We start from the raw sequence: 25553 nt of genomic DNA, 5'->3' as shown, positions 1-25553 counted from the left end.
ACCAAGCCAGCAACAATCGTGTTTGTCAATTCTTGTTGTCGCCTCTTCGCAGGCCCATAATTAGCGCCGTCATGAGACTCGATTCCAAATATTTCGACCGCATCCGTACCCGCCGCAAGCGCGAGCAGGAAACCGAGCAGGCTCCTCCAGTCTGCCAGTGGGACGGCTGCGACAAAAAAGGCGTGCATCGCGCTCCCGTCGGACGCAATGCCGAAGGTCAGTTCTTTCTTTTCTGCTTCGAGCACGTCAAAGAATACAACAAGGGCTACAATTATTTTTCCGGCCTTTCGGACGGCGAAATCGCGCGCTATCAGAAGGAAGCGGTTACCGGCCACCGCCCGACCTGGACCGTCGGCGTCAACAAGGCGGCGAAGGACAGCCCGCTGCATTCCGATATCCGTTCCGGCGCCTATAGCCGCGTGCGCGATCCCTTCGGTTTCGTCAGCGGCGCCAAGGGCAGCGGTCCGCGCTTTCCGGAACAACGCAAGCTGAAGAGTCTGGAGGCTAAGGCCTTCGATACGATGGGGCTGCCGGCAAGTGCCACCTCTGCCGAGATCAAGACCCGCTACAAGGAACTGGTCAAGAAGCATCATCCCGATGCCAACGGCGGCGACCGCGGTTCCGAAGAGCGCTTCCGCGCCGTCATCCAGGCCTATCAATTGTTGAAGCAGAACGGTTTTTGTTAATTCCTGTCCTTGCTCTCCGCTTTCAATCGGGTATGGTCCAAATCGGCTGAGGCCGCAGGCAAACGCGGCATGGATTTGTGCGTTTTGCCATCGCCGCCTTTGCCAACCTTCCGGACGCGGCGTTTCTTGTCCGGGACTTTGTTCCAGAATGCTCGCACGCGGTCATTATCCCGCCGAGGTTTCGCTTCAGTCCCGGAGAAGTATCGCCGACGCTCCCACCTTGAACCGGCGCGGAATAAAGCTGCGGCGTCATGGTTGCGAAATGGCCTGAGATAGTATGGTCGGGTGGAAGCACCCGCCTTGGAGACATGATGAGCAAGATTGACCTTGATATTTCCGAGCTTCCAGACACTACCGTTTCGGTCAGGGAGGTCTTCGGGATTGATTCCGATATCCGCGTACCGGCTTACAGCAAGGGCGATGCCTACGTTCCGGATCTCGATAACGACTATCTCTTCGATCGCGAGACGACGCTCGCCATTCTTGCGGGCTTTGCGCATAATCGGCGCGTCATGATCTCCGGCTATCACGGCACTGGCAAATCCTCGCATATCGAGCAGGTCGCTGCCCGTCTCAACTGGCCGTGCGTGCGCATCAACCTCGACAGCCATGTCAGCCGTATCGATCTCGTCGGCAAGGATGCGATTGTCGTCAGGGACGGCCTTCAGGTCACGGAATTCAAGGACGGCATCCTGCCCTGGGCCTATCAGCACAATGTCGCGCTCGTCTTCGATGAATATGACGCCGGCCGTCCGGACGTCATGTTCGTCATTCAGCGCGTGCTGGAATCCTCCGGTCGCCTGACGCTGCTCGACCAGAGCCGCGTCATCCGTCCGCATCCGGCCTTCCGGCTGTTCGCGACGGCCAACACCATCGGCCTTGGCGATACGACCGGCCTCTATCACGGCACGCAGCAGATCAACCAGGCGCAGATGGACCGCTGGTCGATCGTGACGACGCTGAATTACCTGCCGCACGAACATGAAGTGAATATCGTCGCCGCCAAGGTGAAGAGCTTCGGGAAAGACAAGAACGGCCGAGACATCGTCTCCAAGATGGTCCGAGTTGCCGATCTGACGCGCGCTTCGTTCATGAATGGCGATCTCTCGACCGTCATGAGTCCGCGCACGGTCATCACCTGGGCCGAAAACGCTGATATCTTCGGCGATCTCGCCTTCGCCTTCCGCGTCACCTTCCTCAACAAGTGCGACGAACTGGAGCGTCCGCTGGTCGCCGAGCACTATCAGCGCGCCTTCGGTATCGAGCTCAAGGAAAGCGCAGCCAACATCGTGCTGGAGGCCTAAGGCCGGTCGATCATGGTGTCTCGTGGTGACAATTCGAAAGCAAAGCCGAACGGCCCGGTCGACGTCGAGCCGTTGCGGCGTGCGATAACCGGTTGCGTCCGGGCGATTGCGGGCGACGGCGAGGTCGAGGTGACGTTCGCCAACGAACGCCCTGGCATGACGGCTGAGCGTATTCGCCTGCCGGAACTTTCCAAGCGGCCGACGGCACATGAGCTGGCGGTGACCCGCGGGCTCGGCGATTCCATGGCTCTTCGGCTTGCCTGCCACGATGAGAAGGTCCATGCGGCGATGGCGCCGCAGGGTCCGGATGCGCGGGCGATTTTCGATGCCGTCGAACAGGCGCGCGTCGAATCGATCGGCACGCTGCGCATGGAGGGTGTGGCCGCGAACCTGCGTTCCATGGCCGAGGAGAAATACGCGAAAGCGAATTTCACCGGCATCGAGCGGCAGGAGGATGCGCCGGTCAGCGAAGCTGTCGCCATGATGGTGCGCGAGAAACTGACCGGCCAGAAGCCGCCGGCCTCTGCGGGAAAGGTTCTCGATCTCTGGCGGCCCTTTATAGAGGAGAAGGCGGGCTCCGAACTCGATGACCTCGCAAGCGTCATCAATGACCAGCAGGCTTTCTCGAAGGCGATCCGCCACATGCTCTCCGCCATGGAAATGGCGGAAGAATACGGCGGTGACGACAGCGAACCCGACCAGGACGACGAGCAGGATCAGCAAGACCAGCCGAATGGCGACGAGTCCGATCAAGACGAAGTGGATGACGACGCCGGCACGGACGCTGCTCCTGTTGAGGACAGCGAGGTCGCCGACGAGCAGATGGAAGACGGCGAGACCGAGGGCGCCGAGATCTCCGACGACGACATGATGGAAGAGGGCGAGGACGATTCGGAAACGCCGGGCGAAACCCGTCGTCCGAACACGCCTTTTGCCGATTTCAACGAGAAGGTCGATTATCACGTCTTTACCGAAGAGTTCGACGAGATCATCACTGCCGAGGAGCTTTGCGACGCTGCCGAACTGGAGCGCCTGCGCGCCTTCCTCGACAAGCAACTCGCGCACCTGCAGGGCGCTGTCGGCCGGCTCGCCAATCGACTGCAGCGCCGGCTGATGGCGCAGCAGAGCCGCTCCTGGGACTTCGACTTGGAAGAGGGCTATCTCGATACGGCCCGCCTGCAGCGCATCATCATTGATCCGATGCAGCCGCTGTCCTTCAAGATGGAGCGGGATACACAGTTCCGCGATACGGTCGTGACGCTGCTGATCGACAATTCGGGCTCGATGCGCGGACGCCCGATCACCGTTGCAGCCACCTGCGCCGATATTCTGGCCCGCACGCTGGAGCGTTGCGGCGTCAAGGTCGAGATCCTTGGCTTCACGACCAAGGCCTGGAAGGGCGGGCAGGCGCGCGAGAGCTGGCTTGCCGGCGGCAAGCCGCAGACGCCCGGCCGCCTCAACGACCTGCGTCACATCATATACAAGTCTGCCGACGCGCCGTGGCGCCGCGCGCGCACCAATCTCGGCCTGATGATGCGCGAAGGGCTGCTCAAGGAAAACATCGACGGCGAAGCGCTGATTTGGGCGCATAACCGGCTTCTCGCGCGCCGCGAGCAGCGCCGCATCCTGATGATGATTTCGGATGGCGCGCCGGTCGATGATTCGACTCTGTCGGTCAATCCCGGCAACTACCTCGAGCGTCACCTGCGCGCTGTGATCGAACAGATCGAGACCCGTTCGCCGGTCGAACTGCTTGCGATCGGCATCGGCCACGACGTGACGCGCTATTATCGCCGTGCCGTGACCATCGTGGACGCGGATGAGCTTGCAGGTGCTATGACCGAGCAGCTTGCCTCACTCTTCGAAGATCAGGCAGCGCAGCCGCGCGGCGGCCGCCTGCGACGTGCAAGCTGATGCCGAAAGGAAACGGCGCTTGATGATCCGTTTGTCCCGCGCCGCTTTGCTTGCTCTTTGTCTCGTGGGGGATGCTTCGATCGCGGTTGCGGGCGAGAGCGTGGATGTCAGCAGCCGCGTCATTTCGACCTTCAAGATCGGCTCCAGCGAGACCAAGTTCGGGCCGCTGGAATTCCTTGGTGGGCTGGAGATGGTGTCTGGCAACCCGCTCTTCGGCTCGTGGTCGTCGATCCGTTTCAGACCGGATGGGAAGCATTTCGTCGGTGTGCTGGATACCGGCCACTGGCTGACCGGCAGCATTGAACGTGACCAGCAGGACAAGCTTTCCGGTGTGTCCGGCGTTGGAATCGCGCCCATGCGAAACGGAAGCGGGCGGACTTTCGAGGGCAAAGGGCACATGGACGCCGAGGGTCTTGCCCTTAAGGGTGACCAGGTCCTAGTCTCCTTCGAACAAGACCATCGGGTCGAGGTCTACCCCGATCCTGGGTTCGAGACCTCGTCATCGGTTGCCTCCATTCCGCTTCTCGTGCCGATGAGATCACTCCGAGGCGGCCGCGGCTTTGAGACGCTGGCGGCGGCTCCGCCCGAAAGCGCTCTGAAGGGAGCGACCGTCATTATCTCGGAAGAGAGCCGGGATCGGGGGGGAAATGTCCACGGCGCGATCCTCGACGGTCCGCTCAAGGGACGCTTCGCGGTGACGCACAACGGCGATTTCGACCCGACGGACGGTGCCTTTCTGCCGGACGGCGATCTTCTGCTTCTGGAGCGGCGTTTCAACATCGCCAATGGCATCGGCATGCGCATCCGCCGTATCGCCGCGGCAGAGATCAGGCCGGACGCCGTCGTCGATGGCAAAATTTTATTGACGGCCGATTTCGGTTACCAGATCGACAATATGGAAGGCTTGGATGCCTTTCAGGCGCCGGACGGCAGCACGCATGTGATCATTGTTTCCGATGACAACCACTCCATTCTGGAGCGAAACCTCATGCTGGAATTTCGTCTCACTGAATAGAAGGCCCGCTCGAAGGCGGGCCTTCTGGCCATCAGCTTGCCCGGACCGGCTGCATCGGCCGCAGCACGTTCATGAGTGCGCCGTAGGGAAGCAGCATGACGAGACCCATGAGCATCTTCACCGAGAAATCGCTGATCGCCCAGGAAATCCACCGCGGCGCCTGAGCGGCAAACGCACCAAGGACCGGGGCCGGTTCCAGCGCAAACGGATCGTTCGGGCCGAGGAAGACGAAGAAGGCGGCAAAGGCGAAGGAGAAGAAGATCGCCGTATCGAGCGCCGAGCCGATGAGCGAACCGACGAGCGGCGCACGCCACCAGGTCTGGCGGCGAAGACGATTGAAGACGGCGATATCGAGCAGCTGGCCGGCGAGGTAAGCGGAACCAGAGGCGATCGCGATGCGCGGCACTGACGTGAAGAAGGAAAGCCCGATGCCGACGACGAAGCCGGCGAACACGACCTTTCGCGCTGCCTGAGGGCCGAACTGGCGATTCGTGAGGTCGGTGATCAGGAAGGCGACCGGATAAGTGAATGCGCCCCAGGTCAGGATGTCGGCAAGGTTGATGCCTGCGATTTCGGCAGTCAACGGGAACTGGACGAGGAAGTTGGAAGCCACGACGACGAGCGTCATCAGGGCGATATAGAGGAGGGTATAGCGGGTCTTCAGCATTTTTTTATCCTGGGTGATGCCACCAGTTGAATTATTGGGCCGGCAAAGCAAAAGGCTTGTCCGGTATTCGCCGTGCAAGCCTTTGAAGCCGTATCGAAGAAGATGTCGAAGCTTATGCGGCTTCGGCGGTCTTCTTGACGATCTGACGGCGCAGCAGACGAGCGCGCATCGACAGTTCGTTTTCGCTTGCCTTGACCAGGAAGGCATCGAGGCCACCGCGATGCTCGACGGAGCGCAGGGCAGCAGCCGAAACACGCAGACGGTAGCGCTGGCCGAGAGCGTCGGAGATCAGCGTAACCTGGCACAGATTCGGCAGGAACCGACGCTTGGTCTTGTTGTTGGCATGGCTGACATTGTTACCAGTCAGGACGGCCTTGCCGGTCAATTCGCACACGCGGGACATTGAACACCTATTCTTGTTTTTCTAGACCATCGAATTGCGATGCCCCGACAAACGCGGGTCTGCAATCCAACAGGCCATAATTGGAAAGTTGCGGTTCTATAGTCAGGCCGGCCGCCCGCGTCAAGCCAAACCTTGGCCTTTCCCGCAATTCCGTCAAAAAGCTCGTGTTTGCTTGGATAGCGGCAGGAGTATAGACCGTTTGTGCAGGGCATTGTCTGCCCGTGAAAAAGGCTCTCTTCATGGCTCATTTGGGCAAGCGGATTTTCCTATCGTTAATTGCAGCGCTGGTGTCCATTCCAGCCAGCGCGGCCGAAATCCGTCATCGCACGGAGTACAAGGTTGCCCTCGGGATTCTGCCGATTGCACGCGCCGCCTTCGTGACCCAAATCGGGAATGATCAGCGCTACCAGGTTTCAGGCAATATCAGCTCGGCGGGCCTTGCCGATCTTGTGACGAACATTGCTGCGAAGACCAGCGTCACCGGTGTCCTGCGCAACGACCGGCTCCAGGCGCAGCGCTACTACCTCTACTACAAGAGCGGCAAACGCGTACGCACCTATGAAGTCCGCTATAGAAACGGCAATATCGTCTCAACGACGGTGAAACCGGAACGGCGCCAGCCACGTAACTGGGTCGATGTCAAGCCGGGCGATATGCGCTCTGTCCTTGATCCTATCTCCGGATTGATCTTCCCGGCGGATACGAAGCTCTGCTCGCAGCGCTTACCGATCTATGATGGCGAGATGCGCATGGACCTCGTGCTTTCGCCAAAGGGTTCCGAGGACTTCAAGACGGATGGATTCTCAGGCAAGGCGACGGTCTGCGGTGTGCGTTTCGTGCCGAGGTCTGGCTACAGGAAGGGCCGCAAGGATATCGACTACCTGAGCAGAAGCGGCAATATGGAAATCTGGTTTGCAAAGGCGGATGCCGCGAATGTATATGCTCCGGTCTATGTCCGCATTCCGACGCAATACGGAACGGTGACGATTACCGCGGTGAAATATCGCGCAAGCTGACGGAGTTGGTCTCCGTGAAGGGGGACAGGTGAAGCTTCGGGCGACATTGATCGGGTTCACGGCCATTTTGATGTGGTCGTTTCTGGCGCTCTTCACCGCAGCGTCCGGTAAGATGCCGCCGTTCCAACTTTCGGCGATCTGTTTTGCGATCGGCAGCATCCCGGGCTTCATCGTGCTGATCCTCAATCCGTCGCGCGTGGCGCTCCTGAAGCAGCCAGCCAAGGTCTGGATCATCGGCATCGCGGGTCTTTTCGGCTATCACTTCCTCTATTTCACGGCGCTCCGGAATGCGCCCGCGGTCGAGGCGGGGCTGATTGCCTATCTCTGGCCGTTGCTCATCGTTGTCGGCTCGGCGCTGCTGCCGGGCGAACGGCTGCGCTGGTATCATGTGGCAGGGGCGCTTGCAGGGCTCTGCGGCACATTCCTGATCGTGAGCCGCAACGGCATCGATTTCGACGGTGCATATGCCGCCGGTTATGGCGCGGCGTTTCTTTGCGCCTTCACTTGGTCCGGTTACTCGCTGCTGACGCGGCGCTTCGACGCGGTTTCGACCGATGTCGTCACCGGCTTCTGCCTCGCGACCTCCATTTTGTCGTTTCTCTGCCATCTCGGCCTGGAAATGACCGTCTGGCCGGAAACGGCCCTCGAATGGATCGCCGTCGCCGGTCTTGGGCTCTTCCCGGTCGGTGCAGCCTTCTATGCCTGGGATTACGGCGTCAAGAACGGCGACATCCAGATCCTCGGCGCGGCAAGCTATGCGGCGCCGCTGCTTTCGACGCTTATCCTGACGATATTCGGTTTTGCCGAGCCAAGCTGGCGTATCGCGCTTGCCTGCCTGCTGGTCACCGGCGGTGCGGTGCTTGCGGCTCAGGAAATGTTTCGCCGCAAAAGCGTCGGGGAACAGACTGCAGCGGCTGAATAGGTCTCAGCCGCCCGGTCTCCAATTTGGCGGTGCCATTTCAAATTTCGAGAATTCGAACCCGGGCGCCACTGTGCAGCCAGCAAGCGTGTATTCGCCGAGCGTTTCTGCTGATTGCCACCAGTTTGCCGGAATGACCGCCTGCGGGCGCTCGCCGTTTGCCAAGTCTGTGCCCAGCCGCAAGGTTTCGCTTTTCGCGCCGTTTTCGGACCGGTGGAGCGCCAGCGGCGCACCGGCGTAGTAATGCCAGACCTCCGCCGCATCGTGAACGCGATGCCAATGCGAACGCTGCCCTGCCCTCAGCAGGTAATAAATCGCCGTCGAATGTCCGCGATCTCCACCGTTGTCGTCGCGAAACGTTTGTACGTACCAGCCGCCTTCCGGATGCGGCTGCATCGACAACGCCGCGATAATCTCGTCGGGAACCATCAGAAATTGTCCTTGCGCCTGCGGATCTCCGCAAAGACTTCCTCATTCGTCTTGCTTTCCATCAGGAGATTGCGGCGGATCGCGGGATCCGCGGCACGAAGGAAAGGATTAGTTTCCTTTTCCAAGGCCAGCGTCGTCGGGATGGTGAACCTGCCTTCAGCGCGCAAAGCTTCGATCTCTGCTGCACGCGTCTTCAGCCGCTCGTTGGCCGGATCGATCGTCAAGGCGAAACGGGCGTTCGAAAGCGTATATTCATGGCCGAAATAGATTGCCGTTTCGTCCGGCAGAACGGCCAGCTTCTGAAGTGAATGCCACATATCCGCGGCCGGACGCTCGAAGAGACGGCCACAGCCGAGCGCAAAGAGCGTATCGGCGGCAAAGAGCAGTTTGTCGTCGGCGAAGTGGTAACAGATATGGCCCGCGGTATGACCCGGCGTTTCGATGACGTTGACCGTGTGGTCACCGAAGAGGAAGCTGTCGCCATCGGCCATCGATTTGTCGAGGCCGGGAATTGCAATAGCTTCGTTGACCGGACCGATGATTTCACAGCCGAACTGCTCTTTCAGCGCCAGATTGCCTTCGACATGATCAGTGTGGTGATGCGTGGTGAAGATGTGCGAAATCTTCCATCCGCGCCGCTTTGCAGCCGATGCTACGGCTGCCTCTTCCGGTGCGTCGATCGACGCGGTCAGCCCGGACTCCGGATCATGCACGAGAACGCCAAAATTATCGGATCGGCAGAGAAAAACTTCTAATTCCAAGGCTTTCATTGTCCAAACGGCCTCTTTCCCACAAACTTGTCCGGAATGTAGAGGCTCCGGCCTTGAAGTCCAATCGCCCGCTGATAACATTTATTGCGATGCACACGGATATTGTCGATCTGCGCCAGTTCTATCATTCCGAGCTCGGGCGCCTTGCCGAGCACTCTATCGCTATGGCGCTGTCGTCGCTTTGGGTGCGGCTGCCGCAGGAGCGGCTCGTCGGCATCGGCTATGCCGTTCCATTCCTCGACCGGTTCGGTGCCGATACTGAGCGCACCTTCGCCTTCATGCCCGCCGGGCAGGGCGCCGTGAACTGGCCGGTGGGATCCTTGTCATCGACCGCTCTGATCTTCGATGAAGAATTGCCGCTTCCCGATTCGTCCATCGATCGTGTGCTGATGGTTCATTCGCTGGAATTCGCCGAAAGCCCGCGGGAAACCTTGAAAGAGCTCTGGCGCGTGCTTGCGCCCGGCGGACGGCTCGTCATCGTCGTGCCGAACCGGCGCGGTGTCTGGGCGCGCATGGAGCATACGCCTTTCGGCTCCGGGCGCCCCTATTCGCGGGGTCAGCTCACGCATCTGCTACGCGAGACGAATTTCACGCCCGGCGCTACGGCCGAGGCGCTCTTCTTCCCGCCATCGAAGCTTCGCACGGTTCTCAGCCTTCGCCGCGGCTTCGAACGCATCGGCCGCACGCTCTGGCCGGCCTTTTCCGGCGTCATCATCGTCGAGGCGCAGAAGCGGCTCTATCAGGGACTGCCGGTTGCCGCACGGGCGTCGCGCCGCGTCTTCGTCCCGGTTCTTGCGCCGCATGGCGTCCCGACGACGCGCAGCTACTAAGTCTCACTCGACAAAGGCCGCGTTCCGCTTTATTGCCACAGGGCAATTTCCGGCCGGAATTTCCGGCGTTTTTTCAAGGTCGATCCCATGAGTGTTGAGATGAGCAAGCCTGTTCCGCGTCCCGGTATTCTGGACATTGCAGCCTATGTACCGGGCAAGGAACATGCACCAGGCGTTGCCCGCGTCTACAAGCTCTCCTCCAACGAAACGCCGCTTGGTGCGAGCCCGAAGGCGATCGAGGCCTTCCGTGAGGCCGCGGGCCATCTCGAGCGCTATCCGGACGGCCAGGCGATCGAACTGCGCGAGGCGATCGCTGCGATTCACGGCTTGAATCCGGCTAACATCATGTGCGGCAACGGCTCGGACGAACTGCTCGGCTTGCTCTGCCACGTTTATCTCAGCCCCGGTGACGAAGGCATCATCACCGAGCACGGCTTCCTCGTTTACAAGATTCAGATCATGGGCGCGGGCGCGACGCCTGTCGTGGTGAAGGAGAAGGACCATACCGTCGATGTCGATGCGATCCTGGCGGCGGTAAGCGACAAGACGAAGATCGTCTTCATCGCCAATCCCGGCAATCCGACCGGCACCTATATCCCAGTCAGCGAAGTTCGTCGCCTGCAGGCCGGCCTGCCGAAGCATGTCGTCCTGGTGCTCGATGCGGCCTACGCCGAGTATGTCCGGCGCAACGACTATGAATCCGGTATCGAGGTCGTCTCCTCGAACGCGAACGTCGTCATGACCCGGACCTTCTCGAAGGTCTATGGGCTTGCCGCGCTCCGCGTCGGCTGGATGTATGCGCCTGCCGAGATCATCGATGCGCTGAACCGCGTGCGTGGCCCTTTCAATATGAATGCGCCGGCGATCGCGGCCGGTGCCGCAGCGATCCGCGATCAGGCCTTCATGCAGCAGGCCGCTTCCTTCAATCAGATGTGGATCGAGAAGGTCACCGGAGCGCTCGAAACGATCGGTCTCAAGGTCACGCCGTCGGTGGCGAATTTCGTTCTCATTCATTTTCCGGATGCCGATGGCAAGCGTGCTACCGATGCCGACGAGTTCCTGACAAGCCGCGGCTACATCCTGCGGGCGGTTCGCAGCTACGGCTTCCCCAATTCACTTCGCATGAGCATCGGTCCGGAAGAAGCCAATCATGGCGTTATCGAAGCGCTCGGTGAATTCATGGGACGCCCGACATGACAGCGCAGTTTGATCGCATCGCGCTGATCGGCATCGGGCTGATCGGCTCCTCGATCGCCCATGACATCAAGCGGCTCGGGCTTGCCAATGAAGTCGTCGTTGCCACGCGCAGTGCTCAAACGCTCAAGCGCGCCGAGGAACTTCAGCTCGGCAGCCATTATACGAGTTCGTCGGCCGAGGCTGCCAGGGATGCCGATCTCGTTATCGTGTCCGTGCCGGTTGGCGCCTCGGAAAGCATTGCGAGGGAAATCGCAGGGACCCTAAAGCCTGGCGCGATCGTCACCGACGTCGGATCCACCAAGGCGTCGGTCATCGCGCAGATGCAGCCGCATATGCCGCCGCATGTGCACTTCATCCCCGGTCATCCGCTGGCCGGTACGGAGAAATCCGGACCCGATGCGGGTTTCCCCGGCCTATTTGAAGGCCGTTGGTGCATCTTTACGCCAATTACGGGCACGGATGACAGCGCACTAAAAAAGCTCCGCAAGTTCTGGGAAAGCCTTGGCTCAAAGGTCGATGAGATGGACGCCGAGCACCACGACAAGGTGCTCGCCATCGTCTCGCACCTACCGCACATCATCGCTTACAATATTGTCGGCACGGCGGACGATCTGGAAGCCGTGACGGAATCGGAAGTCATCAAATATTCCGCCTCCGGCTTTCGTGACTTTACGCGCCTTGCTGCGTCCGATCCGACGATGTGGCGTGACGTCTGCCTGCACAACAAGGATGCGATCCTTGAAATGTTGGCGCGCTTTTCGGAAGACCTCGCCTATCTGCAGCGCGCCATCCGCTGGGGCGAGGGCGACAAGCTTTTCGAACTTTTCAGCCGCACCCGCGCAATCCGTCGCTCGATCGTTCAGGCGGGACAGGACGTGGACGCGCCGGACTTTGGCCGCCCCCACGTGCAGGATACGAAGGCAAACTGAGCCTCAGATCGGCGGGATCGTGCCGAGTGGGATGAAGCCGCTTACGGTGGCATTGCCGTGCTGAACGAGGAGATCGACCGAAACCTTGTCCCCGCCGACCGCGAGCGCCTTCAGAAGCTTGGCGGCGGTGTCGACGGTTTCGGAGATTTCCGGGAAGGCCTGTTTCAGGCTGTCGCGCCAAGGGCCGAGCTGCTCGATTTCGAGCTTGAATTTGCCGGACAGGAAGCCTTGCGCATCGAAGGAGAAGGGCCCGGTAAGCGTCATCACCTTGCCGTCACCGATATCCGCCACGGCCTTGCGCAGCTCTCCGCTGGCCCCATAAAGCCCCTGCGGGTCGCTGCCGTCGATCATTCCACCCTTGCCTGCAAGGGTTATATCGGCGCTCGCTGCGAATTTTGGGAAGACCTGTGGCCAGTCCTTGATGATGGCATTTGCATCCTGGAGGGAGACGGCACCATCGAGATCGCCTGCATTCTGGCGCAGGTGGACTTCCGTGCGTCCCGCATCGATATTGACCGTCTGCCCAGTATAGGAGGAGACAGCGGTCGCCTTCAGGCCTTCGATGACCATTGAAGTCCGGTCGATGCCCCTCAGCCTCGTCACCAGACTGGATTGCAGATTGGCCCATTCAGCCGAGATCGAAAGGCCGTTTGCCGTACGGATTTCGGCCGGCGCATCGAGCTCCCAAACGATATGGCCCGGCGCGTAAACCTGCGCTGCGGAGCGAAGTTCGCCAAAGGAAGCCGAAACGCCGTTCGTGTTGTCGTCCACACTTACTTTCGAGCAATAGAGGCCGATGCGGAACGGGTAGCCGCGAAAGTCGATACCGGCGCATTCGCCGCTGACGCCCGCCGTGCTGCGCGGCGTAATCGCCTTCAGCACAGTCTCCTTGAGCTGCGAGGCCGCGTAGAACCAACCGCCGGTATAGATCGCGATGACCAGAACGATGCCCAAGCCGAGCAACCAGAATTTTCTGCCGCTGCCGGATTGGCTTGACGCTGCCATGATGGTTCTCCAATGGTGAATCGCGAATGGGAATTTCGGTCTGGCGTGCGATATGGACGAATTTTGGGTCTTTGGCTACGGATCGCTGATGTGGAATCCGGGCTTCGAGTTTCTTGAGCGGTCCCAGGCCCTTGTTTACGGTTACCGGCGCTCCTTATGCGTCCATTCCTGGGTTCACCGCGGCACGCAGCAAAATCCGGGTCTCGTGCTCGGTCTCGATCGCGGCGGCTCTTGCCGCGGCATGGCGTTTCGCGTGGCCTTGGAGAAGCGGGACGAGGTAATGGACTATCTGCGTGCCCGCGAGCTCGTCACCAACGTCTATCGGGAGCGCCATGTGCCGCTATCGCTTTCCGGTCGGAGCAGCGTCAAGGCAGTTGCCTACATCGTTGATCGCGATCACGCCCAATATGCCGGCGCACTCGATGCCTCTGCAGCTGCCCACATTGTACACGAGGCAAAGGGTCAGTCAGGCTCGAACGACGCCTACGTTTTCAATACGCTCTCGCATCTGCAAGAGATGGGGATTCGCGATCATTGGCTGGAACGGGTCGCCAACGAGGTCGAGCGGCTGCGGGCCGCTTAGGCGGAGGCGGCCTTTGCCTTGCGTAATTGCGCCAGTCTCGCGGTGGCGGTCGGCGGCAGCGGCAGGTGCGGATTGCGCACGGCGGTATCGATCAAAAGCTCGTCGCTCGCCTCCTCGGTCACATCGATCAGGTGCTGAAAGAACGCATCCGGATCGAGGCCCGGCGGGATGGCGGGCAGGATGCGAACCTTGAAATGGCCGGGACGGCGCACGGCGCTGCGGCGCGGCCAGAAAAGACCGGGATGCATGGCGACCGGCACAACCGGAATGCCAAGATCCCGATACATGCGGGCAATTCCGTACTTGTAGAGCGGTTCTGCGCCCGGAGGCCGGCGCGTCCCTTCCGGATAGATGATCAGCTGACGGCCTGTAGCAAGCTCTTTCTTGGTGCGCTTCAACACCTCGACCATCACCTTGCCGCGCGCACCGCGGTCGACCGGGATCATGCGTTGCTTTTTCGCGTACCAGCCGAAAAGCGGGATCCACATCAATTCGCGCTTGAGGATGTAAACCGGGTCGTTCAGCCAGGGCAACAGTGCATAGGTGTCCCAGAAGGACTGGTGCTTTGGGGCGAGGATGTAGCTTCCTTCCGGCAGGTTCTCGATGCCTTCGATTTCGAAGGTCGTCCCGACGATCTTTTCCATCAGCCAATGGTTCGAAAGCGCCCAGTTCTTGGGGATCGCATAGGCGGTCTTGCGGGGCACGATGAAGTAATAGGGCGACAGCACGATCATCCGGATGATGAGGTTGGCGTAGAAGATCGTGTTGAAGAGGACGGAACGCAGGGCGATCATGAAGTTTTCCAAAGCCATTATCCGCGTGACCGCGGTTCGCCCTGCCTACACGATAATGGCTGCCATAAAAAGCGCCTGATGAAAATCAGCTCTGGCCCGTGATGCTTGCTGAGCGAAGGCCCGGATGGCGCCCGAAGCCGGTGATATTGCGTGCGCCTGCCAAAAGCACTTTGCCATATTCGGCCAGCATGACGCGAAGTGCATTCGGATCAGTGAACCAGGCCCGTGTCTTCAGATCCGAGTTGACGACTGGGTAGGGGATGAACTGCGTATCGGCATCAACGTAGGCAAGTTCCGCGAGACTGCGTGGCATGTGGTAATTGTTTGTAACGACCAGAACGCTCTTGTAGCCTTTGGCATGGATCCAGTTCGCGGCCTCCTGCGCGTTGCCGATCGTGTCGATTGCGTCATAGCCGATGTCGACGCAGCAATTGAACAAATCGGCCGGGGCCGATGTGGTCTTTCGAATCTGTGCTCGGGTTGTCGACGGATGGACGCCCGATATGAGCAGCCGCTTGCCTGCGCCCTTTTCCAGCAGTTCGACGGCCTGATCGATGCGCTGATAGCCACCTGTCAAAACGACGATGGCATCGGCCTTCGGCTCGGCTGGAGGTTTCAAGGTCGTGATGGAATCGGCGAACCGTAGGAAACCAACGAAAAGCAGCGCAGTCGTCAGCACGAAGGCAAATCCGCCCCACCGCAACATCCGGCGTAGAGGGCCGCGACGCGGGGCGCCGACACCGTAGCTTGCAAGCGCCGGCTCGGGACGAATCGGATTGCGTCTAGTGTGGCCCATGGTCATGAGTCGTAAATATATGCAGATTAAGGCAGGGAACAGACACTTTCGTGGCAAAAAGGACTGGGCCGTTCAATTCGCGATACCATCGGTTCGCGTCGGATCGGAACGCAGCGTATCGATTTCATAGATTGTGCGCATGACGGTCAGCCGTGCTGTAAGCGTCGTCAGCAACGCGATGACGATCATTGTCGCGAAGATGCCGAGGTAACCGAGGGCTCCGACCGAGAAGGTGCCGAAGAGAGCCGTCGCCTGGTCGGTCTGCGGGGTCGCGATCGTACGGCTTTGCAGGAAGCCTGCCGCAAGGAAGAAGAGAGCCGCCAGCGCGCTGCCGATTGCCGATCCCTTGAGGCTGATCTTGAGGAAATGCTTCTGGAATTCGGTTGCGACAAAGGAGCTTTCGGCGCCCACGAAATGCAGGACCTCGACGATATGGCGGTTGCCGGAAAGCGCGCCGCGTGTCGCAAAGACGACGGTCAGCACCATGGCTGTGAAGACGAGCAGCAGCACGCCGGTCCCGAGCATGACCGTCGTATGCGCCATTGAAACGAGACGATCGACCCATGTGCGGTGATCGTCGAGCGAGGCTTGGGGAATGCTCTCCTTTAACAGCGAGCGCATTGCGTCAAAATCGGGCGGGTTCGCCTCGTCGATGGTAATAATCACGAGGCGGGGGACAGGGAGTTCCTTGATATCAAGGCCGCTGCCGAGCCACGGCTCCAAAAGGCGCGCCGTTGCAGCCTCATCAACGATCTGGCCGCTCTTGGTGCCGACGAAGGTCATGGCGATATCGCGCGCCTGCGTCAGCGCCTTTTCCATGTCGAGGCCGTCCTCCGGCCTGATCTGGATGGTGATCTCACGGGAGATCTGGCTCTCCCAGCTCGCCGCCGTCGAACGCACCATGCTGACACCGCCAAGCGTCAGGCAGGCGAGGAAGGCCATGATGGCGATGACCACCGTCAGTGCGTTGCCCTGAATGTTCGAGGGCGGCAGGATCGACGCGGTTGGCCGCACGCGCATCTCCGCCCGCTTCTGCTCGGTAAGGGGTGCGCCTTGCGCGCGGTTTTTCGGTGCAGACTCAGTCATAGACGTCAAGATGCCCCTCCGAAAGAATCATACGGCGGGCTTCCACCTGGTCCATCAGCGTCAGATCGTGGGTTGCGATCACGACAGCCGTACCGAGGCGGTTGAGTTCGAGAAAGAGGTTCAGCAGGCGGCGTGCCATCGGTGGGTCGACGTTGCCGGTCGGCTCGTCGGCAAGCAGAACCTCGGGCCGGTCGATCAGCGCGCGGGCGATCGCCGCGCGCTGTTTCTCGCCGCCGGAAAGCACGGGCGGAAGCACATTGATGCGCTCGCCGAGCCCGACCCATTTCAGCAGTTCCAGCACGTCGGTCTTGTAGGAGCTCTCGTCCTTACCGCGCACGCGAAGCGGCAGCGCGACATTCTCATAGGTCGTCAGATGGTCGAGCAGGCGGAAATCCTGGAAGACGATACCGACGCGGCGGCGAAGCAGCGGCAGTTCCGGCCGCGGGATGTCGGAGATGTCGCGCCCGAACATACGGATCAGCCCGCGCGTCGGCTGCAGCGACATGAAAAGCAGGCGAAGAAGCGTCGTCTTGCCGGCGCCGGAGGGACCCGTCAGGAACTGGAAAGACTTTTTCGGAATATCGAAAGTGAGGTCCCGGAGGATCTCCGGCCCCATGCCATAGCGTAAACCGACATTCTCGAAATGGATCAACGGGCAGCCCAGTCTTTCGTGGTTTCACGCCATCGACTTGTTAACCAACACCGTTAACAACCAGTAAATTTCGTCGGAAAGATGCCTGTCTGAAGGCAAGCTTAGCGAAGCATTAACCATTAAAATTTACGACTGAGCAGGATTCGTTTCAATGCCGGATTTCAGCCGTGCACTGAAACCATGTGAAGATGGGAGAAACCGTCAACATGGAAGCATCCTCCTTCAGGCGCCGGGCGCCGGGCTACGCCTACGATTTCTTGCCGCCGGAACCTGCCGCGCGCCAGCCCCGCTATCCGGGCCGTCCGGATGACGTCGCCGATGCCGAGTTCGTCGTTATCGGCCACCGGAGCCAAGGCTTCAACGTTAGAAGCTTCAATGACGATCGCAAGCGCGCTGCTGCCGCGGCCAAACTATCTAGGCCACCCACGGCTTTCTCGAAGGCGACTGCGTTCCTCGCGATTGCAGAAAAATGGCTGCAGCAGGCATCGCTCAAGAGCTTTGCAGCTTTGGTCTTCATGCTTTTTGTTCTTGTTTTCGGCCTGACGGGCGGTTTCGCGGGCCTGTCGGCGAGCAGTACCGCTGCGTTGAGCTCGCCGCTTCACTTCACGCATGTCACGGTCACGCCGCGCGAGGCCAATGGTATGAGCATCCTGGCTATCAACGGCATCATCGAAAACGGCAGCGGTACGACACAGACCGTCCGGCCGATCCGCGCCGATCTGGTGAACGACGAACGACTGGTGGCCAGCATGGTGATCAACCCGCCGGCGGACGTCATCTATAGCGGCGAGAGCCGTGGCTTCTCGGCGCGCGTGCAGCACTCTGGTGGAAAAATACCAGAAGTCCGGCTTTCCTTCATGCCTTAGGGTGTTTCTGCCTCTCTAATGTGCTAACGGCTTACCCTTCGTTTTCATGGAGCAAGCCGTATGCCTGTCGTGCGCGGAAAAACTATCGAGCCGCTTTTCACTGCCGAGCAGATTGCCGAACGCAATCATGTGATGGCAAAGCAGATTGCCGAGGGACCTACAAAGGACCTGCTCGTCATCGCCGTGCTGAAGGGCTCGTTCATATTCGCCGCCGACCTCATCCGCGCATTGCATGACAGCGGGCTCGCGCCAGAAGTCGAATTCATTACGCTTTCCAGCTACGGCACTGGAACGGTTTCGCAGGGCGTCCGAATCGTCAAAGATATCGACAGCGACGTGAAAGATCGCGACGTGTTGTTGATCGACGATATCCTCGAATCCGGCCGCACGCTGCTCTTCGCCAAGGAACTGCTCTACGAGCGCGGCGCGCGCAACGTCAGCATTGCTGTGCTGCTCGACAAGAGCGTCAAGCGCAAGGAAAAGCTCGAGGCAGACTATGTCGGCTTCGAATGCCCGGATTATTTCGTTGTCGGCTACGGCATGGATGCCGCCTATGCCTTCCGCGAACTGCCTTTCGTCGGCGTAGTTACCGGCGACGCCTGACCCCATCGGTGCCAAGACGGGTTGTTAACCATGCCGTCCATCCCTTTCGCCCGTTTACCGATCGAAAAGGAACGCCGTGCAATTTCCGTTCCGGGGCATGAAGACGGAGCGATGCACATCATGGCAAAAATTCTGATTACGGAAGACGAAGATTCGCTTCGCTCTTTCGTCGCCCGGGCCTTGCGCCTTGACGGTCATGAGACCGACGAAGCCGCCGATGGCGCCGAGGGGCTGGAAAAGCTGAAAGATGGGGTCTATGACCTGCTGCTTTCGGATATTCGCATGCCGGTCATGGATGGCATCGAGCTTGCGCATCAGGCGAAATCCGCATTTCCGGCGCTCAAAATCCTGCTGATGACGGGCTATGCCGAGCAGCGAGAACGGGCTGACGACCTTGCGGAAAAGATCGTCGACGTCGTGTCGAAGCCGTTTGCCCTCCCGGACATCCGAAAGGCGGTTGCCCGGGCGCTGGCTGCGTGAGACGGCGGCACCTTCCACACGGCCTCATTCCTGAGCCTGTTACGGGAAGCCGGCCGCGCGTCGGCGTCGTGAATGAATCGTCATTTGAAAGAGAGTCTTCCGCGCTCAGGATTTGGGCGGCGCATTGTGATCCAATTTCAGCTACTGAATATCCAGCAGCCGCTCCAGATAGCGGCGCTCCATTTCCTGCGTCGGATTGTTGCCGAGTTTTTCGCGGATCGCATCAAGGATTTCGCGGGCGCGCTGCACGTCGATTTCGTCGGGTACCTTCACCTGATCGCCGAAATCCGGGCCCTCTGCGCGGCGCGGGCGGCCGAGCGGATCGCGGCCGTTCTGGTTGCCCTGGCCAACCTGGCCTTGCGGTCCTTGACCCTGTTGGCCCTGCTGCGCCTGCATCATCTGGTTCATCATGTCCCGGGCGCCTTGGCGCAGCGCCTCTAGCGCGCGGCCCTGGCCCTGGAGGGCCGGTTCGCCGCGGCCTTCGCCGAGTTCGCGCCCGGCACCTTCCATTTCGCGCTGTGCCTGACCAAAGCCTGGGCCGGGCTTCATGCCCATTTCGCCAAGGCCCTTCTGTAGCTCGCCGAGCTGCTTGCCAAGCGCATCCTGCTGGGCGCGGAGCTGTTTCAGCGCCTCGCGCAATTGCTCCTCAGTCATCTGCTGGTCCGAAGGTGACTGCCCCTGTTCGCCGTTCTGCCCCTGCTGCTGATCCTGCGGCTGGCCATCCTGGTCCCGCATCATTTCATCGAGCAGCGGATCGTTCATACCCATATTCGGGTCGCCACGCTGCATACGATCCTTCAACTGCTGGTCCAGTTTGAAGGTCTGCTCCATCAGCTTTTGCTGATCGCGGAGGATCTGGCCGAGATTGTCCATCTGCTGGCGCATCTGGCTGTTGTCGCCCTGCTGTTGCTGGCCTTGTTGCGGCCTGCCGGCCTGCAAGTTGTTCATCATGCGCTGCAGTTCGGAAAGCATCTGCTGAGCGGCATCGCGGTTGCCTGAGCGGGCCAGATTCTCGATCTGGTCCATCATACGCTCCAGATCCTGCTGACGGATGACGTTCTGCGCGTTTTGGTTCGGCTGCATCGGCGCATTCTGCATGCGCTGCGCCAGTTCCTTCATATATTCGTTCATCGCCTTGCGAAGCTCGTCCATGAGCTTCTTGATCTCCGGGTCCGGCGCATTGCGCTGAAGCGCGTCGGCGAGGTTCTGCTGGGCGTTGCGCAGGTTGCGTTCCGCAAGCGAAAGGTCGCCATCTTCCATGCCGATCGCGATATCCCAGAGATAGTCGGCCGTGTCCTTCAACTGCTCGTCGCCCTTGGCGAGCCTCATGCGCGTCTGCGCCGATTGCAGCAGCAGATAGTTGGTGAGACTCGGAATCGTCTCGTCGGGGCGGATCGTCAGCGCCTCGTTGAGTGCGATCGCCTCCGGCATCTTGCGGGTATCGAGCGCGAAAACCTGACGCTCTTCCGCAACGGCTGCGGCGAGCGGTTCATTGAATGGGCGTGACGGCAGCGTCGTTTCGTGCGGCGGGCTTCGGCCGGTCTGGCCTGCTGCGTCCTTGGCGACCAGCGTGACGCGTACGCGTTTTCCGGCAAGCGGATGTTCGGTGAGGTTCTTGCTGGTCACGGCCTTGGCATCACGCGCATTGCGGCGCGGAATGTCGAGCCGGAAATCGGGTAGCGGATAAAGCGGCTTTGCCCGCGGATCGGTTTCGATCGGCACGATCTCCGCACGCGCTTCCTGCACGCCGTAGTCGTCCTTGACGGTGAAGCCGATTTCCAGCGCGCCGTTCACGCTGCGTTTGGGCAATCCATCGAAAGCAATTTCGGGCGTCTTGTCGGGAATGACATTGAAGCTCCAAGTACGGCCATTGACGAGCAACGCACCGTTTTCCTCAAGCTTCATCAGATGTGTCTGTGCGGCAAGGGCTGGCGCCGCAGGAGTCTGTGGCTGGGCTTGTGATGCAGCAGGCTGCTGCTTTGCCTCCGCAGCGATTTCCTCCGCCTCGCCGCTCTCTTTCCTGAAAACGACCTTTTCGTTCGTCTGCCCGCCGCTGACGCGAACGGTCAGGTTCGAGAACTGCGGAATGTTGATCGCCCGCTCAGTGCCGGTTGCCGTCAGATAGACCGGAGCGCGGCCCGTATAGGAGGGCGGGGTGACCCATGCGTCGATGCGCACGGCCGGATTGGTCGCTGCCGGCGCGGCGGGCGGCTGCAGGGCGTCGGTGATCGAGCCGCCGTTGGTCGAAAGCGAGTAACCGAAGGCCGTGACGAGAAGGAGGGCCGGGATGGCACGCAACGCGAAACGGTCGTGGGTTGCGATGTCCGGGCGGGGGAAGCCGGTATCGAGGACTGCGATCTTCTTCGCCATGCGCGTCTGGTGCTCGCGCCAAAGCGCCCTTGCGAAGGGCGTGTCGAAGGCCGGTTCGTCTTCCTGCACCGTCACCGGCTGATGCGGCAGGCCGTTGCGTTCCTCAAGCAGCCGGTCGGCCTCGGCGACATTCGGCCAGCGGAGACTGCGAAACGGGATGAATGCGGCGAGAAAGGCGACGCCAAAGGCGATCAGCAGCGTGATACGCGCGAAATCGGGAATGGAGCGGAAGAGCCCGAACCAGGACGCTGCGAAATAGAAGGCAACGACGGAAAGAACCGGGACGAGCGGCGGCAGTATCTGCTCGGAAACGAGTACGAGGCGCGCAAAGAACCGCTTTACCGCTACGAGCCTCGCGAGAGAGGGCCGAACGGCAAATGCACCATGTCTTTGCCTGCGGGGGCTTTTCGTCAATCCGGTCTCCGCCATTTGATGCTAGAGTAACAGAGGGCGCTTCCGGCGCTTGCTGGGCAATACGCTCGCATGAAGAAAGGATAACACTCTTTGTGGCGAAGGCGAGGGCAGGCGGCCGGCAAAGCCGGTTTTTCACCCCTATTCGCCAAAAAGTGATGAGGCTGTCAGTCGAGCCAGGCAGGCACGGAGTCGAGGCCGATCAGTTCTTCATAGGTTCGGCGAGGCCGAATCACATGGAAATCGGCGCCTTTCACCAGCACTTCCGGCACCAGTAGGCGGCTGTTGTAGGTGCCAGCCTGCACCGCGCCATAAGCGCCGCCGGAACTGACGGCAAAGAGATCGCCCGGCTTCGGCATCGCCATTTCGCGATCAAGTGCCAGATAGTCGCCGGTCTCGCAAACCGGACCTACGATATCAGCCTTGATGCGCGGCGCATTGGCGGCGGAGATCACGACAGGCAGGATTTCATGCCAGGCGTCGTAAAGCGTCGGGCGAATTAGGTCGTTCATGGCCGCATCGACGATAACGAAGGTCTTTTCACCGCCGTCCTTCACGTAGATGACTTCCGTGACGAGAATGCCGGCGTTGCCGACGATCAGGCGGCCCGGTTCAGTCACGATCTTGCAGTTCAGCCCGCGGAGCTGGTTCTTGACGATCGCCGCGTAGGCATCCGGCAGCGGCGGCGGATTATTGTCTTCCTTGTAAGGAATACCGAGGCCGCCGCCAATATCGACATGGTGGATGTCGTGGCCGTCAGCACGCAGCGTGTCGACCAGTTCGCGCAGCAGCTTGAAGGCATCGTCGAAGGGCTGCAGCTCGGTGATTTGGCTGCCGATGTGCATATCGATGCCGGTGACCTCGATGCCCGGCAGCTTGGCGGCGTGTGCATAGACGGTGCGGGCGCGCTCCCAGGAAATGCCAAACTTGTTTTCCTTCTTGCCGGTCGAGATCTTCGAATGCGTCTTCGCATCCACGTCCGGATTGATGCGGAAGGAGACAGGCGCCTTCTTGCCTGCCCTGACGGCGCGCTGATTGAGGATTTCGAGTTCCGGTTCGGATTCGACGTTGAAGCAGTAGATGCCAGCCTCGAGCGCGACGTCCATCTCACGGGGCGTCTTGCCGACACCCGAGAACATGATGCGGCTTGCCGGGATGCCTGCGGCGAGCGCGCGGCGTAATTCGCCTTCGGACACGACGTCGATGCCGGCGCCGAGCTTGCCGAGGGTCTTCAATACCGCCTGGTTCGAATTCGCTTTCATGGCATAGCAGACCATGGAGTCGATATCGCTGAAAGCTTCGGAAAAGACCCTGTAGTGCCGCTCAAGCGTTGCGGTCGAATAGCAATAGAAAGGCGTGCCGATAGCCTTGGCGATCTCCGGAACGGGGACGTTTTCGGCGTAAAGGATGCCGTCGCGATATTCGAAGTGGTTCACGGAACGCGCCTATCAAAGCAAAGGATCGAGAAGGAAAGGTCTGTCGACGGCACCCGGCTGTTTCGTCGGCTTCGACACGTCACCTTCCTTCGTTGCCATCGCGCTCGGCGGATCGAGATCGCCTTTGCGTCCGCATCCGGCAACGGCAAGTCCGACGACGGCAAAGACAACCGTCAGGCGGATGAGGTGCGGCAAGCTGGTCTGCATGGGGTTCCTCTTGGAGCGGCGCTGATGGACATCTTCATAGCGAAGTTTATCCGCCTTGTGCACCCTGATTGTTTTGCTCAGTTGCGAGCCCGCCAATAGGCGATCTGCTTGCGCACTTCGGAGGGAGCAGTGCCACCGAAGCTCTTGCGGCTTGCAACCGAAGCCTCGACCGTCAGGACGTCGTAGACCTTGTCGGTTATCGCCGCATTGATCGCCTGGAGATCGGTAAGCAGCAGTTCGGCGAGGTCGCAGCCCTTGCTTTCAGCAAGCGCCACAGCACGGCCAGTCACATGATGGGCGTCGCGGAACGGAAGTCCCACTTCGCGCACCAGCCAGTCGGCAAGATCGGTGGCCGTTGAATAGCCGGAGCCGGCCGCGGCTTTCATGCGGGCGGTATTGACCGTCATGTCGCGGACCATTCCGGTCATGGCGGCGATCGCCAGCTCCAGGCTCTCGGCGGCATCGAAGACCTGTTCCTTGTCTTCCTGCATGTCCTTCGAATAGGCGAGCGGCAGGCCCTTCATGATCGTCAGCAGCGCAACCAGCGAGCCGTTGATGCGGCCGGTCTTGGCACGCACCAGCTCGGCAGCATCCGGGTTCTTCTTCTGCGGCATGATGGAAGAGCCGGTCGAGAAGGCATCCGAGAGACGCACGAAACCGAATTGCGGCGTCGACCAGATCACAATCTCTTCGGCCAGACGCGACAGATGCATGCCGCAGATCGCAGCGATCGACAGGAACTCGATGGCGAAATCGCGGTCGGAGACCGTATCGATCGAGTTGCGGGTCGGCTCGCGGAAGCCAAGCGCCTTTGCCGTCATGTGGCGGTCGATCGGGTAGCCGGTACCGGCCAGCGCTGCCGCGCCGATGGGACTCTCATCCAGATGCTCGATGGCGTGGCGGACGCGCGAACGGTCGCGGCCGAACATTTCGACATAGGCCATGCAATGGTGGCCGAAGGTGACGGGCTGGGCAGTCTGCAGATGCGTGAAGCCCGGCATGACGCTTTCGGCATGTTCTTCGGCGCGGTCAAGGAAGGCTGCGATGAGGTTCGTCAGCATTGCTTCCGTCTTCTGCAGCTCTTCTTTCACCCAGAGGCGGAAGTCGAGCGCCACTTGGTCGTTGCGCGAACGGGCTGTGTGAAGGCGTCCGGCCGCCGGGCCGATCAGCGCGGCAAGGCGGGCTTCGACATTCATGTGAATGTCTTCGAGTTGGCGGGAGAATTCGAAATTGCCGCTTTCAATTTCTGACAGGATCGTGTTTAGCCCGTGAACGATCTTGTCCTTATCGTCCCCGGAAATGATGCCCTGGTGGGCAAGCATCGTCGCGTGGGCGATCGATCCGCGAATATCCTGGGCAAAGAGCTTCTTGTCGAAACCGATCGAGGCATTTATCTCCTCCATGATCGCGTCGGGGCCGGATGCGAAACGTCCGCCCCACATCTGGTTGGAGGATTTGGTGTCCTTTGTGCCGTCGGCCATGAAAGATGCCTGCCTTAAGGGTGCGTGCCCTGGAGAATGAAATGACGACAAGAAAGCTGTTCAGGCTGCCATCCTTGAAATTGATCGCGATAGCCACCGTCGCAGGCATAATTGCCGGTGCGGCAGCGGTTTACATTAAGGAGACCGGGTATGGCAATGCCGGCGGCGAAACGGTCTCTGCCGAGTGCACCGCCGCCAAAGATCTCGCTCAGAAGATTACGCCGCTCGCCAAAGGCGAGGTGGCGGCGATGGTTGCTGCCAACGCGCCGCGAAAGCTCCCGTCCGTCGCCTTTAACGGTCCAGACGGCAAGCCGATGACGCTCGAGAACTTCGCGGGCAAGACCGTGCTTCTCAATCTCTGGGCGACATGGTGCGTGCCCTGCCGCGAAGAAATGCCGGCGCTGAATGCGCTGGAGAAGGAGATGGGCAGCGACAAATTCCAAGTCGTGGCAGTCAATATCGATACCGGAAATGACGAGAAACCGAAGGCATTCCTAAGCGAGACCGGGGTCGATTCCCTACAGTTTTATCGCGACAATACGATTGGTGTCTTCAACAGCCTGAAGAAGGAGGGGCTGGCTTTTGGCCTGCCGGTGACTTTGCTCATCGATGACAAAGGGTGTTTGGTTTCGGCAATGAACGGCCCTGCCGCATGGGATAGCGGCGATGCGAAGGCGCTGATCAAGGGTGCTACAGGATCTTAA

The 25553-nt window shown here is 60.3% G+C and carries 27 protein-coding genes; 14 read left to right on the top strand and 13 right to left on the bottom strand.

Features of this window, described 5'->3' with window-relative positions:
* The first annotated feature begins 71 nt into the window (after positions 1 to 71).
* From BN1800_RS19860 to BN1800_RS19845, 4 genes are all read left to right on the top strand, one after another.
* Complete coding sequence (locus BN1800_RS19860) at positions 72 to 686, top strand: J domain-containing protein (RefSeq protein ID WP_087000379.1); 615 nt, start codon at positions 72 to 74, stop codon at positions 684 to 686.
* A 311-nt stretch (positions 687 to 997) separates the two neighbouring features.
* Positions 998 to 1990: a cobaltochelatase subunit CobS gene (gene cobS, locus BN1800_RS19855; RefSeq protein ID WP_027512355.1), complete on the top strand. Its 993-nt coding sequence runs from the start codon at positions 998 to 1000 to the stop codon at positions 1988 to 1990.
* A gap of 12 nt (positions 1991 to 2002) precedes the next feature.
* On the top strand, positions 2003 to 3904 hold the full coding sequence (cobT, locus tag BN1800_RS19850; protein WP_087000377.1) for a cobaltochelatase subunit CobT: 1902 nt from the start codon (positions 2003 to 2005) through the stop codon (positions 3902 to 3904).
* 22 nt (positions 3905 to 3926) lie between these two features.
* Positions 3927 to 4919, top strand: a complete 993-nt coding sequence (locus BN1800_RS19845; protein ID WP_087000375.1) for an esterase-like activity of phytase family protein — start codon at positions 3927 to 3929, stop codon at positions 4917 to 4919.
* Between the two features lie 31 nt (positions 4920 to 4950).
* Here the strand turns inward: BN1800_RS19845 and BN1800_RS19840 are convergent, their stop codons facing one another.
* Complete coding sequence (locus tag BN1800_RS19840) at positions 4951 to 5586, bottom strand: queuosine precursor transporter (RefSeq protein WP_027512352.1); 636 nt, start codon at positions 5584 to 5586, stop codon at positions 4951 to 4953.
* Between the two features lie 112 nt (positions 5587 to 5698).
* Positions 5699 to 5989: a 50S ribosomal protein L28 gene (rpmB, locus tag BN1800_RS19835; RefSeq protein WP_027512351.1), complete on the bottom strand. Its 291-nt coding sequence runs from the start codon at positions 5987 to 5989 to the stop codon at positions 5699 to 5701.
* Positions 5990 to 6228: 239 nt separating this feature from the next.
* Between rpmB and BN1800_RS19830 the strand changes: the two genes are divergently transcribed.
* A complete protein-coding gene (locus BN1800_RS19830) occupies positions 6229 to 7005 on the top strand; it encodes a DUF3108 domain-containing protein (RefSeq protein ID WP_027512350.1) in 777 nt (258 codons plus the stop codon).
* 28 nt (positions 7006 to 7033) lie between these two features.
* Positions 7034 to 7927: an aromatic amino acid exporter YddG gene (gene yddG, locus BN1800_RS19825; RefSeq protein WP_027512349.1), complete on the top strand. Its 894-nt coding sequence runs from the start codon at positions 7034 to 7036 to the stop codon at positions 7925 to 7927.
* A 3-nt stretch (positions 7928 to 7930) separates the two neighbouring features.
* Here yddG and BN1800_RS19820 read toward each other — a convergent pair whose 3' ends face one another.
* Both BN1800_RS19820 and gloB read right to left on the bottom strand, forming a co-directional pair.
* Positions 7931 to 8353, bottom strand: coding sequence for a cupin domain-containing protein (locus BN1800_RS19820; protein ID WP_087000373.1), 423 nt, complete (start codon positions 8351 to 8353; stop codon positions 7931 to 7933).
* On the bottom strand, positions 8353 to 9123 hold the full coding sequence (gloB, locus tag BN1800_RS19815; protein ID WP_027512347.1) for a hydroxyacylglutathione hydrolase: 771 nt from the start codon (positions 9121 to 9123) through the stop codon (positions 8353 to 8355). The genes BN1800_RS19820 and gloB overlap by 1 nt, the downstream gene beginning before the upstream one ends.
* A 53-nt stretch (positions 9124 to 9176) precedes the next feature.
* Between gloB and BN1800_RS19810 the strand changes: the two genes are divergently transcribed.
* The 3 genes from BN1800_RS19810 to BN1800_RS19800 all read left to right on the top strand — a co-directional run bounded on the left by BN1800_RS19810 (position 9177) and on the right by BN1800_RS19800 (position 12079).
* Positions 9177 to 9953: a class I SAM-dependent methyltransferase gene (locus BN1800_RS19810; protein WP_027512346.1), complete on the top strand. Its 777-nt coding sequence runs from the start codon at positions 9177 to 9179 to the stop codon at positions 9951 to 9953.
* Between the two features lie 87 nt (positions 9954 to 10040).
* A complete protein-coding gene (gene hisC, locus BN1800_RS19805) occupies positions 10041 to 11150 on the top strand; it encodes a histidinol-phosphate transaminase (RefSeq protein ID WP_087000371.1) in 1110 nt (369 codons plus the stop codon).
* Positions 11147 to 12079, top strand: a complete 933-nt coding sequence (locus tag BN1800_RS19800) for a prephenate/arogenate dehydrogenase family protein (RefSeq protein ID WP_027512344.1) — start codon at positions 11147 to 11149, stop codon at positions 12077 to 12079. The genes hisC and BN1800_RS19800 overlap by 4 nt, the downstream gene beginning before the upstream one ends.
* A 3-nt stretch (positions 12080 to 12082) precedes the next feature.
* On the opposite strand, the gene BN1800_RS19795 is transcribed toward BN1800_RS19800, so the two are convergent.
* Positions 12083 to 13084, bottom strand: coding sequence for a DUF2125 domain-containing protein (locus BN1800_RS19795; RefSeq protein ID WP_087000369.1), 1002 nt, complete (start codon positions 13082 to 13084; stop codon positions 12083 to 12085).
* 52 nt (positions 13085 to 13136) lie between these two features.
* Between BN1800_RS19795 and BN1800_RS19790 the strand changes: the two genes are divergently transcribed.
* Entirely contained in the window at positions 13137 to 13667 is a 531-nt protein-coding gene (locus tag BN1800_RS19790; RefSeq protein ID WP_027512342.1) for a gamma-glutamylcyclotransferase, read from the top strand.
* On the opposite strand, the gene BN1800_RS19785 is transcribed toward BN1800_RS19790, so the two are convergent.
* The 4 genes from BN1800_RS19785 to ftsE form a co-directional block, all read right to left on the bottom strand.
* Positions 13664 to 14461, bottom strand: a complete 798-nt coding sequence (locus BN1800_RS19785; protein WP_087000367.1) for a lysophospholipid acyltransferase family protein — start codon at positions 14459 to 14461, stop codon at positions 13664 to 13666. The genes BN1800_RS19790 and BN1800_RS19785 overlap by 4 nt on opposite strands.
* A gap of 85 nt (positions 14462 to 14546) precedes the next feature.
* A complete protein-coding gene (locus tag BN1800_RS19780; RefSeq protein ID WP_027512340.1) occupies positions 14547 to 15263 on the bottom strand; it encodes a YdcF family protein in 717 nt (238 codons plus the stop codon).
* A 66-nt stretch (positions 15264 to 15329) separates the two neighbouring features.
* Entirely contained in the window at positions 15330 to 16277 is a 948-nt protein-coding gene (locus BN1800_RS19775; protein ID WP_244564565.1) for a cell division protein FtsX, read from the bottom strand.
* 58 nt (positions 16278 to 16335) lie between these two features.
* Complete coding sequence (ftsE, locus tag BN1800_RS19770) at positions 16336 to 16995, bottom strand: cell division ATP-binding protein FtsE (RefSeq protein ID WP_022718083.1); 660 nt, start codon at positions 16993 to 16995, stop codon at positions 16336 to 16338.
* Between the two features lie 206 nt (positions 16996 to 17201).
* Between ftsE and BN1800_RS19765 the strand changes: the two genes are divergently transcribed.
* From BN1800_RS19765 to BN1800_RS19755, 3 genes are all read left to right on the top strand, one after another.
* The gene (locus tag BN1800_RS19765) at positions 17202 to 17861 is read left to right on the top strand and encodes a hypothetical protein (protein ID WP_087000363.1); all 660 of its coding nucleotides are present in this window, start codon (positions 17202 to 17204) and stop codon (positions 17859 to 17861) included.
* Positions 17862 to 17921: 60 nt separating this feature from the next.
* Positions 17922 to 18464, top strand: a complete 543-nt coding sequence (hpt, locus tag BN1800_RS19760; RefSeq protein ID WP_087000361.1) for a hypoxanthine phosphoribosyltransferase — start codon at positions 17922 to 17924, stop codon at positions 18462 to 18464.
* A gap of 120 nt (positions 18465 to 18584) precedes the next feature.
* Complete coding sequence (locus tag BN1800_RS19755) at positions 18585 to 18944, top strand: response regulator (RefSeq protein WP_027512336.1); 360 nt, start codon at positions 18585 to 18587, stop codon at positions 18942 to 18944.
* 141 nt (positions 18945 to 19085) lie between these two features.
* Here the strand turns inward: BN1800_RS19755 and BN1800_RS19750 are convergent, their stop codons facing one another.
* The 4 genes from BN1800_RS19750 to argH form a co-directional block, all read right to left on the bottom strand.
* Positions 19086 to 21743 carry a TIGR02302 family protein gene (locus BN1800_RS19750; protein WP_087000359.1) on the bottom strand — a complete coding sequence of 886 codons (2658 nt, stop codon included), beginning with the start codon at positions 21741 to 21743 and terminating at the stop codon, positions 19086 to 19088.
* A 149-nt stretch (positions 21744 to 21892) separates the two neighbouring features.
* Positions 21893 to 23161 (bottom strand): diaminopimelate decarboxylase, encoded by a 1269-nt coding sequence (lysA, locus tag BN1800_RS19745; RefSeq protein ID WP_087000358.1) that lies wholly within the window; start codon positions 23159 to 23161, stop codon positions 21893 to 21895.
* A gap of 12 nt (positions 23162 to 23173) precedes the next feature.
* A complete protein-coding gene (gene lptM / locus BN1800_RS19740) occupies positions 23174 to 23368 on the bottom strand; it encodes an LPS translocon maturation chaperone LptM (protein ID WP_027512333.1) in 195 nt (64 codons plus the stop codon).
* A gap of 77 nt (positions 23369 to 23445) precedes the next feature.
* Positions 23446 to 24849, bottom strand: a complete 1404-nt coding sequence (gene argH, locus BN1800_RS19735) for an argininosuccinate lyase (protein ID WP_027512332.1) — start codon at positions 24847 to 24849, stop codon at positions 23446 to 23448.
* A gap of 41 nt (positions 24850 to 24890) precedes the next feature.
* On the opposite strand from argH, the gene tlpA reads away from it, so the two are divergent.
* Positions 24891 to 25553, top strand: a complete 663-nt coding sequence (tlpA, locus tag BN1800_RS19730; RefSeq protein ID WP_087000356.1) for a thiol:disulfide interchange protein TlpA — start codon at positions 24891 to 24893, stop codon at positions 25551 to 25553.

The sequence above is a fragment of the Rhizobium sullae genome (genome assembly GCF_900169785.1).
Taxonomy (GTDB): Bacteria; Pseudomonadota; Alphaproteobacteria; order Rhizobiales; family Rhizobiaceae; genus Rhizobium; species Rhizobium sullae.
This window is presented reverse-complemented; position numbering and strand designations above follow the sequence as displayed.

What these genes read in the sequence shown, in the direction of transcription:
- BN1800_RS19860 (WP_087000379.1), top strand. Translation starts at nt 72, where the DNA reads ATGAGACTCGATTCCAAATATTTCGACCGCATCCGTACCCGCCGCAAG.
- cobS (WP_027512355.1), top strand. Translation starts at nt 998, where the DNA reads ATGAGCAAGATTGACCTTGATATTTCCGAGCTTCCAGACACTACCGTT.
- cobT (WP_087000377.1), top strand. Translation starts at nt 2,003, where the DNA reads ATGGTGTCTCGTGGTGACAATTCGAAAGCAAAGCCGAACGGCCCGGTC.
- BN1800_RS19845 (WP_087000375.1), top strand. Translation starts at nt 3,927, where the DNA reads ATGATCCGTTTGTCCCGCGCCGCTTTGCTTGCTCTTTGTCTCGTGGGG.
- BN1800_RS19840 (WP_027512352.1), bottom strand. Translation starts at nt 5,586, where the DNA reads ATGCTGAAGACCCGCTATACCCTCCTCTATATCGCCCTGATGACGCTC.
- rpmB (WP_027512351.1), bottom strand. Translation starts at nt 5,989, where the DNA reads ATGTCCCGCGTGTGCGAATTGACCGGCAAGGCCGTCCTGACTGGTAAC.
- BN1800_RS19830 (WP_027512350.1), top strand. Translation starts at nt 6,229, where the DNA reads ATGGCTCATTTGGGCAAGCGGATTTTCCTATCGTTAATTGCAGCGCTG.
- BN1800_RS19820 (WP_087000373.1), bottom strand. Translation starts at nt 8,353, where the DNA reads ATGGTTCCCGACGAGATTATCGCGGCGTTGTCGATGCAGCCGCATCCG.
- gloB (WP_027512347.1), bottom strand. Translation starts at nt 9,123, where the DNA reads ATGAAAGCCTTGGAATTAGAAGTTTTTCTCTGCCGATCCGATAATTTT.
- hisC (WP_087000371.1), top strand. Translation starts at nt 10,041, where the DNA reads ATGAGTGTTGAGATGAGCAAGCCTGTTCCGCGTCCCGGTATTCTGGAC.
- BN1800_RS19800 (WP_027512344.1), top strand. Translation starts at nt 11,147, where the DNA reads ATGACAGCGCAGTTTGATCGCATCGCGCTGATCGGCATCGGGCTGATC.
- BN1800_RS19795 (WP_087000369.1), bottom strand. Translation starts at nt 13,084, where the DNA reads ATGGCAGCGTCAAGCCAATCCGGCAGCGGCAGAAAATTCTGGTTGCTC.
- BN1800_RS19790 (WP_027512342.1), top strand. Translation starts at nt 13,137, where the DNA reads ATGGACGAATTTTGGGTCTTTGGCTACGGATCGCTGATGTGGAATCCG.
- BN1800_RS19785 (WP_087000367.1), bottom strand. Translation starts at nt 14,461, where the DNA reads ATGATCGCCCTGCGTTCCGTCCTCTTCAACACGATCTTCTACGCCAAC.
- BN1800_RS19780 (WP_027512340.1), bottom strand. Translation starts at nt 15,263, where the DNA reads ATGACCATGGGCCACACTAGACGCAATCCGATTCGTCCCGAGCCGGCG.
- BN1800_RS19775 (WP_244564565.1), bottom strand. Translation starts at nt 16,277, where the DNA reads ATGCGCGTGCGGCCAACCGCGTCGATCCTGCCGCCCTCGAACATTCAG.
- BN1800_RS19765 (WP_087000363.1), top strand. Translation starts at nt 17,202, where the DNA reads ATGGAAGCATCCTCCTTCAGGCGCCGGGCGCCGGGCTACGCCTACGAT.
- hpt (WP_087000361.1), top strand. Translation starts at nt 17,922, where the DNA reads ATGCCTGTCGTGCGCGGAAAAACTATCGAGCCGCTTTTCACTGCCGAG.
- BN1800_RS19755 (WP_027512336.1), top strand. Translation starts at nt 18,585, where the DNA reads ATGGCAAAAATTCTGATTACGGAAGACGAAGATTCGCTTCGCTCTTTC.
- BN1800_RS19750 (WP_087000359.1), bottom strand. Translation starts at nt 21,743, where the DNA reads ATGGCGGAGACCGGATTGACGAAAAGCCCCCGCAGGCAAAGACATGGT.
- lptM (WP_027512333.1), bottom strand. Translation starts at nt 23,368, where the DNA reads ATGCAGACCAGCTTGCCGCACCTCATCCGCCTGACGGTTGTCTTTGCC.
- argH (WP_027512332.1), bottom strand. Translation starts at nt 24,849, where the DNA reads ATGGCCGACGGCACAAAGGACACCAAATCCTCCAACCAGATGTGGGGC.
- tlpA (WP_087000356.1), top strand. Translation starts at nt 24,891, where the DNA reads ATGACGACAAGAAAGCTGTTCAGGCTGCCATCCTTGAAATTGATCGCG.